12 protein-coding genes are annotated in these 12,991 nt (G+C 40.8%); 3 read left to right on the top strand and 9 right to left on the bottom strand.

Going from position 1 to position 12,991, the window contains the following annotated elements; translation table 11 throughout:
* Positions 1–256: 256 nt before the first annotated feature.
* From cdiI to L1611_RS09865, 7 genes are all read right to left on the bottom strand, one after another.
* Positions 257–685, bottom strand: a complete 429-nt coding sequence (gene cdiI / locus L1611_RS09895; RefSeq protein WP_236312936.1) for a ribonuclease toxin immunity protein CdiI — start codon at positions 683–685, stop codon at positions 257–259.
* Positions 642–2,837, bottom strand: a complete 2,196-nt coding sequence (locus L1611_RS09890) for a PrsW family glutamic-type intramembrane protease (RefSeq protein WP_236312935.1) — start codon at positions 2,835–2,837, stop codon at positions 642–644. Before L1611_RS09890 ends, cdiI begins: the two co-directional genes overlap by 44 nt.
* A 450-nt stretch (positions 2,838–3,287) precedes the next feature.
* Positions 3,288–3,719 (bottom strand): NUDIX hydrolase, encoded by a 432-nt coding sequence (locus L1611_RS09885; RefSeq protein WP_236312934.1) that lies wholly within the window; start codon positions 3,717–3,719, stop codon positions 3,288–3,290.
* A gap of 91 nt (positions 3,720–3,810) precedes the next feature.
* The gene (locus L1611_RS09880; RefSeq protein WP_236312933.1) at positions 3,811–4,014 is read right to left on the bottom strand and encodes a hypothetical protein; all 204 of its coding nucleotides are present in this window, start codon (positions 4,012–4,014) and stop codon (positions 3,811–3,813) included.
* Positions 4,015–4,418: 404 nt separating this feature from the next.
* Positions 4,419–5,849: a Na+/H+ antiporter NhaC gene (gene nhaC, locus L1611_RS09875; protein ID WP_236312932.1), complete on the bottom strand. Its 1,431-nt coding sequence runs from the start codon at positions 5,847–5,849 to the stop codon at positions 4,419–4,421.
* A gap of 98 nt (positions 5,850–5,947) precedes the next feature.
* A complete protein-coding gene (locus L1611_RS09870; protein WP_236312931.1) occupies positions 5,948–6,970 on the bottom strand; it encodes a proline racemase family protein in 1,023 nt (340 codons plus the stop codon).
* Positions 6,967–8,148 carry an NAD(P)/FAD-dependent oxidoreductase gene (locus L1611_RS09865; RefSeq protein WP_236312930.1) on the bottom strand — a complete coding sequence of 394 codons (1,182 nt, stop codon included), beginning with the start codon at positions 8,146–8,148 and terminating at the stop codon, positions 6,967–6,969. Before L1611_RS09865 ends, L1611_RS09870 begins: the two co-directional genes overlap by 4 nt.
* Before the next feature lie 333 nt (positions 8,149–8,481).
* On the opposite strand from L1611_RS09865, the gene L1611_RS09860 reads away from it, so the two are divergent.
* From L1611_RS09860 to L1611_RS09850, 3 genes are read left to right on the top strand one after another with little or no spacing between them, the layout of a single operon-like run.
* A complete protein-coding gene (locus L1611_RS09860) occupies positions 8,482–8,748 on the top strand; it encodes a (2Fe-2S)-binding protein (RefSeq protein WP_236312929.1) in 267 nt (88 codons plus the stop codon).
* The gene (locus L1611_RS09855; RefSeq protein WP_236312928.1) at positions 8,749–9,075 is read left to right on the top strand and encodes a (2Fe-2S)-binding protein; all 327 of its coding nucleotides are present in this window, start codon (positions 8,749–8,751) and stop codon (positions 9,073–9,075) included. It abuts the gene before it with no gap.
* A gap of 1 nt (position 9,076) precedes the next feature.
* Complete coding sequence (locus tag L1611_RS09850) at positions 9,077–10,321, top strand: NAD(P)/FAD-dependent oxidoreductase (RefSeq protein WP_236312927.1); 1,245 nt, start codon at positions 9,077–9,079, stop codon at positions 10,319–10,321.
* Positions 10,322–10,378: 57 nt separating this feature from the next.
* On the opposite strand, the gene L1611_RS09845 is transcribed toward L1611_RS09850, so the two are convergent.
* Positions 10,379–11,818 (bottom strand): aldehyde dehydrogenase family protein, encoded by a 1,440-nt coding sequence (locus L1611_RS09845; RefSeq protein ID WP_236312926.1) that lies wholly within the window; start codon positions 11,816–11,818, stop codon positions 10,379–10,381.
* 37 nt (positions 11,819–11,855) lie between these two features.
* Positions 11,856–12,740: a dihydrodipicolinate synthase family protein gene (locus L1611_RS09840; protein WP_236312925.1), complete on the bottom strand. Its 885-nt coding sequence runs from the start codon at positions 12,738–12,740 to the stop codon at positions 11,856–11,858.
* Positions 12,741–12,991: the final 251 nt, after the last annotated feature.

Below are 12,991 nucleotides of genomic sequence, written 5' to 3'. Positions count from 1 at the left end.
TCAATTGAAATATAACAACCATAAATTAAAAGGATCACATATTGCAAGTCTTATTCCACAATCTGGCCCTATACATGAAGAAAGAGCGCAATTCACTACTTCAGAATCTTGCCATTAATGGAATAACTTATACTATCATAGTACTTTATAAACTGAACTAAGTATTTCTTCCACCCATTCAGGTTCTTCATTTTTCTTTCAGGAAGGTCTCTAAGGATGTCGCTATAGAGAAAACCTTGAAAAGCATAAAAGCTAATCAAGGTTCTTGTATATTCAATCTTTCTTTAATCCTTTCTAATTGTTCTTCTACTTCTGTTTTGTCTTGTGGATAATCTTTAAGATAACGAGCACAATCTTCTCTTAAATATTTATAGAATGTTGGATAATCTAAAATAATTTCTTGGTCTTCTTCTACTGCAGGACGATCAATGTAATAGGCTATACCTTCTTTACCAAAATAATCTTCTTCCCACTCTTCATAATAGTCAGCAAACACAAACCTCGCATATTCGTTACCATATCCTTCACCATTCGCATAACTTCTTAAGATTCGTAAAAATTTACCGTCCCCCATATGTTCATAGAAATAACTTATCAATTTTCTCTTCATATCTTCCACGATGCTTCCAGCTCCTTCATTATTAATCCAGGGTAGGGAAGAAATTTGATATTTCTCCTGATTCATCAATAAAGCCTCTAAATTGGAGTCCGTTAGAGGCAACACCTGTTATCTCTCTCCCAGCGCCAACGACCTTACCATTTTTCATGGCTTCTTCTCCCCATTTTAGTATCTGTTCGTCTGATATGGTGTTTGGGTCGTAAACAGTTTTTGGATGAGAAACATTCTTAAGCTCTCCAGGTATTAGCTTTCCTTCCATATCTAGTTTAGGTAAGCCATATTCTATTTCATACACTCCCTCGATGGAAGGGTGCTTTCTTTTTGAAATAATACACTCCTCTAAATCCCAGCCTTTCTCTTTAAATGCCTTTTCGAAATGATTGAGATTATGTCCTCCAACTACGCCCTTGCCTTTTTTCCTAACAATATCTACTACTTCCACCAAATGTTTATCGTATCCTGGTTTAAAAGTAATATTTTTATTCGCTTCCTTAGTTTCTTTGGAATCATCTTCACTATTATCGTTCTTATTCGTTTCATTATTTTTTTCAGATTCATCTTTACTTCTATCGTTATTATTCTCTGGATCTTTTTTCCCAGAGGAATTCTGGTCATGGTCATGATTATTGTTACTTTTACCTGTGAACGATTCAAAGATCTTTTTCAAATAAGGTTTTAGTTTCGATGAAACCGAGTCACCTAGTTTTACAAGGGCTTTCCCAAAAGGAATTCGACTTAACAGTGCACCAATTCCCACTGCAAGAGCCGTTTCTGGCGTAAGGTATTTTTTAGGATTGCGGATGATGTCTGCAATCTGACCTCCGCCTGCTGCAATTCCGATTCCAGTCGACACGGCACCTATTGCCGACCAGAATCCTAATAACGGGAACGTTAAAGCAAATGCTCCAAGGACTATCAAACTTTTTTCCAATCCAGATAAACCATTCCACCAGTTTTGCAGACTATCAAATAAACAGGCAATACAAGCCTCGGGGCCATTGGTAGTAACGCCCCAATCAGTTAGAAACATAGCTGAGAATAATGCTACAAAGACAACGATTAATGCTTTGTAGTACTTCTGAATATTTGCTTCTATGCCTGATAAAAGTTCCCTTGCTTCTGTTTTACCGTGTAACAAGGTAAATCCTAGTTCTCTCCGTTCTCGATAAAAAAGTAGCAGGTATCCAAAACGCTGTCTTTCCTCAAAAATACATCTGAATAAATTCCACATTTCAGAAACAGGATTGATCAAGGTTTCCCCATCTAGCATTGGAATCTTCGCTCTTACTCGGTTCAATTCCCAATAATCGATGAGTAACGCAGCACCGAGCATCATTAAAAATACCGGTTTTGCCGCATATCCGCTTCCTAATAAATCATGGATTCCGGTTAACCAACCCGGAGCATTGTAACTGGCATTCCATATTGCGTGATCAAAAATGGCCCAAACCAAAAGGATAACAGGAAAAATAAATGTAGACCGTTTAAATTTATTCTTATACCGCACTGCTAAACCGATTCCTAACGTTACCATAGCGGTTAGCACCGAATGTCCTGCAGACATTTTATCAGGCAAAAAGCCCTCCTCAAAATATCCTGGAAATAGTGTAAACAAATCCCAATGAAGCACTTTCCCTCCAAATAGTGTCACACCATAATCGAAAATACCTCCAGAAATAAATCGACGAGAGGTTTCCTCAAAAAATTGAAAACCAGCCCCCGTTGCCGCTCCAATAAGCGCATAATCGCTTAAACTTAATGTGGAAGCACGTCGTGACAAAAACAGATAAACTCCAATGGGGATTAATTTTAACACTTCTTCAGCAATCGGGGTTAAAAATGCTTGACTCCATACATCTTGTTCCCTCCCGCCGAAAATAGCCGTAATGAAACGGACGATAAAAGAATTCAACGGTGCGATTAACCATGCCCCTGCCAAAAAGAAGTAGGTGTACTTCTTCCAAGTTAAAGTTTTACTTCGACATAACAACCAAAATTGCAAAATGACGTAAAATGACCACAAAAACTGGACGAACATTTTCCTGGAGTCTTCCATAAAAATTAAACTTAGTACGAAGGCACATAGCGATATCCAAGAAAAAATCGTAAAGACCCGTAAAATGAATGGATGGTTCTGAATAAATTCATTCCAAAAGTGAACGATAGACTCGAGCTTATTCCTTAAACTCACTTTAAATGTTTCAACCTGACTCGTCATATTGCTCAACTCCGATGCAGTATTTTTTCATTCCTGCATGATTTAAATAAAATAAATTTTTAATGATAACCGCTGCTTTCCGATTTCATACTATACCCCAATTCGCCAATGATTGGAATAGGTCGAATTTTACAAATATTTTTAACGATATTATCGTTATTCCTATATCAAGAAAAAGGGACATGGTGTGATTTGGGAATTAAATTGTAAATATAGGGAGGCAAAAAAAGATCATGTTTTGAAAAAAGTTTGATCAAAACACAACCTAAATAAAAAAGTTTGATCATTTTCTACGTATGTTGTGGCCCTTTACATATAAGGGCACTTTCCTTGTTTAGAGTAAAAGCGCGCCCTTAACGGGAAGATCGTTCTTAGACTGATTTTTAATCAGCCTTATTACAGAAAACCCTCTTTTATGATATAACTTCTTCAACTACACACTATGTTATCTTAATTAGTTTTTTTAAGTAGAGCCTCAGCTTCCTTTATACTATCAATTAGCCAAACTGGAGATTTTGGATGTTTAATTATTTCTTCTGTTGACATCCAAAATACTGCATTAACTTCATCTGGACTTTTTACAAAAGGTTCTCCCTCTTCAAACTCACAGAGGAAAACAATATCGATTACTTCACTACCATCATCTAATCTAAATGAAGTGTTCCTTACATAGTCCAGCTTTTCTTTCACCTTCGCTCCAACTTCTTCGAACAGTTCTCTCTTTAATGTTCTTTCTAATATATTTATAGAGTTACCTTCATTTTCAACTGTACCCCCTACAAGCGAAAGAAGACCTCCAGTGTGCCCTTCTTTCAAACTACGTCCAATAATTAACCATTTATCTTTCTTATATACGGCTCCTTCAACATTGATATTAAACATTTAGAACACTCCCTCAATAAAGTTGATTTTCCTTCCAAATACTCGCTTATTCTCAAAATTTCATAAACCCCAAATAGTTAACACACCAATTTCACTGTCCGAACAACCCTTTGTCTTCTTTCTCTTTTTCTTTTGGAGGGAATCCGGTTGTTTTTGTCGGCTGCAAGGAGTTGTCGTTGTACTCGAATTTCCCGATATTTGAATCTGCATCTGCATATGTAACCTGTTGGATCCCAAACCCAACAAACAATACCACTAAGGTAAGTAATATAGAAAGCCATTTCTTCCTATCCATCCGTTCAGCCACCTTCCCATTTCATCCTACCAATATCACATACATATCCGTTATTGGAAGTTCTATCATCCTATTGTAAAAAAATGAAAATAAGAGTTTCCTAACGTGAGGAAACTCCTATCTTCTACGCTCATTGTAGTAAGATGGAAATGACTATGTGTTATCGAGTATTTTTGTCATTCATAAAATAGGAAAATCATAAGACAATGTATATACTAAATATCATAAGGAGGCATTAAGATGTTAGCATCGTTATTCGGAAGCAAATGTTTTATTTGTAAAAAAAGAGTAAGAAAATCTGTGAAGTATTTTAATGATCAAATGAAGCTTGTTAAAGTATGTTACCAATGTGTGCCTTATGCTGAAAGAAGAGCTTTTATAAAAAGGTAGTCCACAAAAATCATCTACAGACTCTTACTTTTTGGAAAATCGAGTTCAACATTTTTATCAGGTCCATCTGTATACCATACAAACTTGCCACTAAACCCATAAATGACAGAAATGATAAGAACTAAGAAATGGTACCATAGGAACGGTAAGTAAGAAAGGGTTGTTACACCCAAAACTGTCGCCATATAAACCCCGCCATCAGACCAAGGAACCATCGGGGTTGTAATGGTACCTCCTGCTTCCGTGTTCCGCGAAAGAACCCGGCGATCGATACGTAAGCGATCATAGTTTTCCTCAGTAATTTTACTGGCGGTGATAAGAGAAACGTAAGCCGCACCACCGAAAAAGTTTCCGAAAAAACCTGCAATCAGCGTCGAAACAGTCGTTTTTCCCGCATTATCAGCCCATTGTAGCAATGTATTACAAATGACCTGTAAAATGCCTGTCACTTCCATCAACCCGCCCAACCCAAGTGCGAGGATGATTAAAAGTATAACTTCCAACATCGATACGATACCCCCTCGATTCAAAAGGTTATCCATAAAGTCCACACCAGACTCAATTTGGAATCCAGAGTACGATGTTTTGAGCCCCTCAAGGAAAGTCATATCTTGGAAAAGGGCCGCCCAAATCGCTCCTAGCAAAGCACCGAATGTGATTGTAGGTATAGAGGGCTTTTTAAAAGCAAGCAGTCCGATCACGATTCCTGCTGGAATCAACATGTACCATTCAATGTTGAAATACCCTTCAAGGGCATTCATCGCTTCTTCAGCCCTTGTCAAATCAACGTTCTGGCCCACATAAAAGAACCCGACCAGCAAAAACAAGATTGACGAAAGCGCCAAGGCTGGTACGCTGACATATAGCATCGACCGAATGTGGTCGAACAAATTCACTCTAGTCAAGGAAGCTGTCATGACCGTCGTATCTGATAAAGGAGACAGTTTGTCACCGACATATGCGCCACATATTACCGCTCCGGCAACCAGCGGTGCTGGAATTCCGAAACTATGTCCGATCCCCATCATCGCTATTCCTGCCGTACCAGCCGTACCAAAGGAAGTACCGGTTGCTAAAGATGTAACCGCACATATGAAAACCGTAGCAAACAAGAATATCGATGGATTGATAATGCTTAATCCATAATAAATGATACTTGGGACGATACCCCCAGCAATCCATGTACCGATTAAGGCTCCTACAGTAGTAAGGATGATTATTGCTTCTAAGCCATTACTGATCCCGGTCAGCATACCTTTCTGGATAGAAACATATTGATGTCCCAATCGTAAGCCCAATACCATAATCAAGAACCAAGATGTCAATAATGCGAGTTGAATCGGTAGTTCAAACACTGAAATGAACAGGTAGATAAGAATCACAAAACCTACTAATATAAACAATACCTCACCCATATTTGGCAATCTTGTCTTGTTATTTTCCATAATATCCCCTTTCAATGATTGATAGCGCTAACAAAAACTTTTAGCTTAGACACCATTTATCCGAAAATTCCCCTCCCCTCTCTGCATGTTGATTATTATTAATGACCTTCCATAGGAGGAATTAATAGAAAACCTTCATTCAGTTCATCTTCTACGTTCGAAAAAAAGGTGTGTTTCCCCATGATCCAAGCTCTTCCGGAAATTTCTGTCAACACAGCGGAAAAGCCTCCAACATTGGTTTTTTCGAGAATTTTTCCGCGAAAAAGGGTTCCGACTATACTTTCATGAATGAAGGGTTCCCCAATTTCGATTTTTTGGTGTGCATATAATGTCGCCAGCTTCGCAGATGTACCGGTTCCGCATGGGGAACGATCAATTCCACCAGGTGGTACGACCACTGTGTTCTTCACCGTTGCTGCAGGATTCGAAGGTTCGGAAAAAAACTCGATATGAGTCAGCCCTTTTATAAAGCTTGACTCAGGATGAACAACCTCAGTCGCATGATTGATCGCATCTCGCAGTTGAACAGCGGTATCAATGATATTACTGGCATTGGAAGGAACTAATGGTAATCCTATTTTCTGGGCATCTGTGATTGCATAGAAGTTTCCCCCATAAGCAATGTCACAATCCACTTCGCCTATCGTCGGAACGTATACAGTAATGCTCTTTAATAAAAAGGAAGGTACATTACAAAACGTCACTTGTTCCGCATGGCCATCGTTCACTTGAATGGTTACTTTAACCAGACCTGCAGGAGTGTCCAAAGTAAGTTCAGTTTTTGGTTCTTTCACTTTAATCATTCCCGTTTCAACTAGAGCAGTACAAAAGCCTATAGTGTCGTGGCCGCACATGGGCAAATATCCCCCGGTTTCAATAAAGATCACACCAATATCTGCATCAGGGTGGCATGGTTCAACCATCAATGCCCCAGACATCACCTCGTGGCCCCGAGGCTCGTACATCAAAAACTTCCGTATCCAATCGTATTCATGTTTCATATGAAGCATTTTATCAGCCATTGTCCGGCCGTCTAGCTTCGGTAATCCACTGATGACAGTTCGTGTAGGATTACCACCTGTATGGGTATCGATCGTTGTGAACAGTCTATCCGCCTTCATCTTTTTGCCACCTTCTCTCTAAATCGGTCATAGCTCAACGGTTCAATGGGGATGGCAGTCTTTTCTCCCATGACAAGTTGTGCCATGACTTTTCCGGTAATCGCAGCTAAACTGATCCCATCTCCTTCATGACCCGCAGCAATGTAAAAGCCTGGAACCTCTTCGACAGGAGAAACGATCGGTAAATGGTCCTCTGTCCAGGGACGGAGCCCAGCATAAGTTCGTATCACCATCATGTCAGCCATTTTCGGATAAAATCGGATCGCCCTTTTAGCAACACATCGTGTCACATCAAAATCGACTGACGTATCATACCCAACGAACTCGCGACTGCTTCCGATCAAAAAATTTTGACTTTCTGTCGGCTCAAAAACGAGTGCAGCTCCATATCTTTCGATGTCTTCTTCAACTCGGCGCTCTCCCCCGAATTTCGAGATCAGATAACCGAACTCCATCACTTTGCGCATCCCGACAGGAGAGCTGCGCGAAGCCACAATGATATGCCCTTTCCTTGGGACAATCGGAATAGGTACATCAAGCATTTGACCAATATGATTTGCCCAAACCCCTGCTGCATTGATTACTTTATTTGCTGTAACTGTCCCCATCGTTGTCCCAATTTGGAATGTCCCATCCGTCTGTCTTTTAATCGTGTTGACCTCGGTATTCGGAAAAAGCTTTGCCCCCTTTTTCTTGGCATCATGAAAGAGCGAAAAAGCAAGCATATAAGGATTGACTGTTGCGTCTGTCTCGCATTCAAGCCCACCTGGGAGATCATCAGCTAAATAGGGGGATTCCTGGCGAATATCTTGACGATCCAGCATTCGAAAAGACAAGCCTGCATCCCTTTGACGGCTGACCCACTTTCTTGCAGCTTCCATTTCCTCTTCCGTTTCACAAACTAAAATACTTCCTGGAGATCTGTACTCAAACGGCAGCTCAAGCTTTTTACTAAGCTCCTTAACTAACTTCTGGCTTTCTAAGGACATTTGACTGTCGAAGCCTGGATCTTTATCAATCGCTAAAATATTCCCATCGCATTTTGAAGAGGTTCCACTCACTAACCCGCCTTTTTCGAGAACCATCACTTCCGTTTCTGATTGAGTCAGGTAGTAGGAAATGGCTGCACCAATAATGCCGCCACCTATTACAGCTACTTCTGTTGTAATGTTTCGCATATCGTATCGGTCCTTTTTTTGGATAGTCAATTAAATAGAATGCAATTTTTGTGCCAAATCTAGAATAACGCCATTTCGGCTTACGATGGAAAAAACATGTAAAGAAAACTTGGCAAAGCCAAGCCTTTAGCGCGCCTTAGTTGCGCTTATATAAAAAAAGTATTTTATACTTTCTAAATGTAAACATTATTAGTCTCTGTCAAAATAATTTGACACAAATTTCGAGATCAAACTATGAAAATAACAATCAACCTTACATTGCGTTCTCGTATAAAGGAATCCACTTATTGGCTTAATTCTTGCATGAATTAATAGTGATAAGGAGGGGCTGACATGAGAGAAAATCAAACAGTAGTATGTCGCTGTGAAGAGGTGACTCTTGAAGAATTGCTTAAAACGATACAAACGTATAAGTGTTCTTCACGCGAATTGAAGCTACGGACACGTGCTGGGATGGGCGTTTGTGGAGGAAGGACTTGCAGAGCCAGTCTTGATCACCTGATAAGTCAAAAAGAAGGAATAAATCCTACAGATTCCATACCTTTAAAATATCAGCCACCCATTCGACCAATCACATTCAAGAATTTGGGTGATATATAAATGAATAAAAGAATTATCAATCATCCGATCCTTGACACTTTGGCTGATAATAAGGAGGTTTCATTTTCATTCAATGGCAAAAATCATAACGCTGTTGAGGGGGATACGATTGCCTCCGCCTTACTTGCTAATGGGATTTGTACACTTCGTTACCATGAGGAAAGTGGAAATCCGAGAGGTGTTTACTGCAATATCGGACATTGTTTCGAATGTCGTGTCAAAGTTGGAAATTCTGACATAGTCCGTGCATGCCTTACTCCGGTAGAAGAAGGAATGAAGATTGAAACCCTTACCCAATACCCAACCCCCTTAAAAGGAGGTTCATGACATGATTGATGTTATTGTCATCGGTGGAGGACCTGCTGGGTTATCAGCCGCAAATACGTGTGCTCGTAATGGGTTGCAAGTTTTGGTACTCGATGAATTTATGAAACCGGGTGGACGGCTGTTGGGGCAGCTCCATGAAGAACCAGATGGAGAATGGTGGAATGGTATAAAGGAAGCTTCGGTGTTGGCTTCCAATGCGGATAACCTGGGGGTAGATGTAAAACTTGGTGTATCAGTCCACAACTTACAATCCGATAAGGGGAATTGGATCGTATTCACAAACAAAGGCAAGTTCCGATCAACCAATTTACTCTTAGCTACAGGAGCTGCAGAAACACCTTTACCTCTCCCTGGCTGGACATTACCAGGTGTGATGTCAATCGGAGCAGCCCAGGTGATGACAAATGTCCATCGTGTAAAGGTTGGCGAAAAGGGGGTTATTGTGGGCATGAATATACTCTCTTTTGCCATCATGAGAGAACTGCGTTTGGCTGGTATTCAAGTTGATCAAGTTCTACTTCCGCCTCGTAATGAGTTATCAACAGAATCCTCCAACCCCCTCAAAATAATTGATGATTTGTCAGAAGCTGCCCACTTGGCCCCAGGTTTCATTATGAAGTGGGGAGCCAAGTTGATGCGTGTGAAAGCCTTAAGAAAAATCGGGCTTAGCTTTTATCCATCCAACGGCTTTAAAATATGGGATGTTCCGATCCAATTGAAACAAGCTGTCGTCGAAATTTTGGGTGACAAAAAGGTGGAAGGTGTAAAGGTAGTCAAATTGAACACCAAGGGAGACCCTATACCAGGTGCCGAAAAAATAGTAGAGGCAGACTTCGTGTGTATCGCAGGCGGACTCTATCCACTTGTGGAGTTAGCAGCAATTTCTGGATGTCCATTCCATTACATTCCAGAGTTGGGCGGTCATATACCTTTGCATAACGAAAGAATGGAGACGCCTGTTGATGGCCTTTATGTTTCAGGTAATATTACGGGTATTGAAAGTGCCAAGATTGCGATGGCACAGGGGGTTGTAGCAGGGTTATCAATCTCACAAAAAGTGACGAAGCGGATTAAACTCGAAGAAATGACAAAAGCAATTGAACATGTCCATGATGTAAGGGCGAAATCGATCATCCAATTCCATCCAGATATCCAAAAAGGGCGAAAAAAAATAGAAAAACTTTGGAATCATTACTACCAGGAAAAAAAGCAAACTAAGATTCCAAGTATTGAAAACTCAATATGAGGTTTATAGAAGGGGCAGCAATAGTGATGGGACAGCCCCTTCTATTTTATGAGGAAGTTAAAATGTATGTTTAATCGAACATGTTTTTATAGTGGTATAGAAATCAAGAGCGGCCTGTCCCTGTTCACGAGTATGGGAACTTGACATTTTCATCCCTCCGAACGGTGCCTGATATTCAACTCCTGCTGTTTCTTGGTTCACTCTTACCATTCCGGCATCAGCCTCATCGAGGAACCGATGAGCCTTGGACAAATCCTGAGTGAAAATCGATGCACTTAAACCAAATACAGTTTGATTAGCTAATGATATCGCATCCTCAAAATCATCAGCGGTAAGGATCACCGCAAGAGGGCCAAAGACCTCTTCCTGCACGAGTTTATGATCAGGGGTGACTCCTGTCACGATCATTGGATTAACAAAATAGCCATTGTCGTTCCCTTGCTCGATTTCTTTTTCAATAACCAATTCTGCTTCCTGTTTTGCAACTGAAAAATATTCAGATACACTGTCAAATTGACTTTTTGATGCCACAGGACCCATATAGGCGTTTTCATCCAAAGCATGATTTACTTTGATGGTCTCCATTTCCGCTTTTAATGCTTCGACAAATGGATCATAGGCTTCCTTTTCAACAATGATCCGGCTCGTCGCTGTGCACTTCTGCCCCGCGGATCGGAATGCTCCGCTCACCACCATAGATGCTGCTTTCTGAAAGTCTGCATCTTTTAACACGATCGCTGCATTTTTACCGCCCATCTCGGTTTGATATTTGATATTACGAGCTGCGCATATCGAAGCCACTCTTTGACCCGTGGAGGTGGACCCTGTGAAACTGACAGCATTTATTTCCGTTTTTTCTAACAGTGCATTTCCTACTTCCCTACCTTTACCGATTACGATATTCACGACACCTTCAGGTAGATCGGTTTCAGCAAAAAGCTCCCCTAAACGGACGGCAGTAAGAGAAGCAGGCTCAGCTGGCTTCCAGAGTATTGTATTTCCGGTTATCAATGCTGGAGCCATTTTCCAGATCGGAATAGCGACAGGAAAATTCCAGGGTGTAATGATTCCGACCACTCCTAATGGAACACGCTTGGTGTATTGCAAAACATTCACATCCGATGAGGGTACGAGATTCCCCTGCGATCGGACACCTTCACTTGCATAATAGCGCAGCAATTGGACGCCTCTGAGAACCTCCCCTTTCATTTCTGTAATGGGTTTTCCCATTTCTGAACTTGCTAACTTAGCAATCCCTGTCATGTTTTTTTCCAGTACCGCTGCCATTTCGTAAAGGACTTCACCCCTCTTCGCCCCGGGCATTTTGGACCATTTCTGATAAGCCCTTTTGGCAGCAGCCTCCGCCTCGAGCATATCCGTTTCATCAGAAAAGTGAATGGTACCGACTTTTTCAGAAAGATTTGAAGGATTCATGACATCACGTTGCTGACCTCCAGGCTTGACCCACTCTCCTCCGATCCAGTTTGTTGTTTCCATTTGATTTACATCCCCTCTCAAAAAAGATTCTAGTCCATTATTGATTTTGTAAGGTGCTTCGAGCTTTATCAAAGAAATGTTTGATATCCTTGTGCGTTTTATCATCCAGCTTCAATCGAGGCGGTCTCGTCGGACCTACTGGTTGACCATTAAGCTCCATCATGTATTTGATGGCTTGGACTAACTGAGGGATTGCATCGTAATGGAATAATGGCAAAAGGCTTCGGTACAATGGCAAAGCCTTTTCGAGGTTACCCTCCCTTGCTAGTCGGAACAACTCAAGGCACTCCTCAGGAAGTGCATTAGGAACACCGGCAATCCAACCTGTAGCTCCCATTAAAGGGCCTTCTAAGGAAAGATCGTCAACTCCGATAAGAACCTCCAAACTGGTCTTTTCCAAAATATCGTGTACTCTCCGAACATCCCCGGAAAATTCTTTAACGGCAACTATATTTTCGATTTTTTCTAATTCCGCTAAAAATTCTGGTGTTAGATCAGTCGGATAATCTCTAGGATTGTTATAAGCGATAACGGGTAAACCAACATTAGAAATCTGGCGATAGTGTTCCACGATTTCATGTTCCAGCGGCTTGTAATTAATCGGTGGAAGCGCCATAATCCCTGATGCTCCAAGGCCTTTCGCGTGTTCACACCATTTTACGACTTGACTGGTTGCCGGAGCTCCGGAACCAACTGAAACAGGTACACGACCTTTCGCCGCATCGATGACCGTTTCTACAACCTTTGCTCTTTCGTCATTGGAAAGTACGGCATATTCTCCAAGTGAACCACCAGGAATCAGACCGTGTATGCCCTTTTCGATCATCCACTCTGAAATTTCATAAAGTCTTTTGTAATCAACCTCATAGTCTTCCGTCATCGGTGTTACCAGTGCAACATGGATCCCTTCAAAATATTTCATAATAAATACTCCCTCCTGATGGTTATGCAAGTTCGAACAGAATCGATCTTGGTCACCCTAAAAGAATTGCAAGATTCATGCCATCTAAAGAAAAAGCCTATGATGAAACCTGAGCCTTCGTTGCACATACCAATTGCAAAAAGTGAAAATAAGCTTGAATGATCATAACCGTGATAATGTATAAAAATTTATACACCGTAAAAATATTTATACATTCCTGCAATGGCTAATGATTATTCATCATTTCTCCT

Source organism: Pseudalkalibacillus salsuginis, assembly GCF_021646685.1.
GTDB classification, from domain to species: domain Bacteria; phylum Bacillota; class Bacilli; order Bacillales; family Fictibacillaceae; genus Pseudalkalibacillus; species Pseudalkalibacillus salsuginis.
This window is presented reverse-complemented; position numbering and strand designations above follow the sequence as displayed.

Coding starts and splice junctions, on each gene's coding strand:
- L1611_RS09855 (WP_236312928.1), top strand. CDS start 8,749: ATGAATAAAAGAATTATCAATCATCCGATCCTTGACACTTTGGCTGAT.
- L1611_RS09870 (WP_236312931.1), bottom strand. CDS start 6,970: ATGAAGGCGGATAGACTGTTCACAACGATCGATACCCATACAGGTGGT.
- L1611_RS09860 (WP_236312929.1), top strand. CDS start 8,482: ATGAGAGAAAATCAAACAGTAGTATGTCGCTGTGAAGAGGTGACTCTT.
- nhaC (WP_236312932.1), bottom strand. CDS start 5,849: ATGGAAAATAACAAGACAAGATTGCCAAATATGGGTGAGGTATTGTTT.
- L1611_RS09865 (WP_236312930.1), bottom strand. CDS start 8,148: ATGCGAAACATTACAACAGAAGTAGCTGTAATAGGTGGCGGCATTATT.
- L1611_RS09845 (WP_236312926.1), bottom strand. CDS start 11,818: ATGGAAACAACAAACTGGATCGGAGGAGAGTGGGTCAAGCCTGGAGGT.
- L1611_RS09880 (WP_236312933.1), bottom strand. CDS start 4,014: ATGGATAGGAAGAAATGGCTTTCTATATTACTTACCTTAGTGGTATTG.
- L1611_RS09885 (WP_236312934.1), bottom strand. CDS start 3,719: ATGTTTAATATCAATGTTGAAGGAGCCGTATATAAGAAAGATAAATGG.
- L1611_RS09890 (WP_236312935.1), bottom strand. CDS start 2,837: ATGACGAGTCAGGTTGAAACATTTAAAGTGAGTTTAAGGAATAAGCTC.
- cdiI (WP_236312936.1), bottom strand. CDS start 685: ATGAATCAGGAGAAATATCAAATTTCTTCCCTACCCTGGATTAATAAT.
- L1611_RS09850 (WP_236312927.1), top strand. CDS start 9,077: ATGATTGATGTTATTGTCATCGGTGGAGGACCTGCTGGGTTATCAGCC.
- L1611_RS09840 (WP_236312925.1), bottom strand. CDS start 12,740: ATGAAATATTTTGAAGGGATCCATGTTGCACTGGTAACACCGATGACG.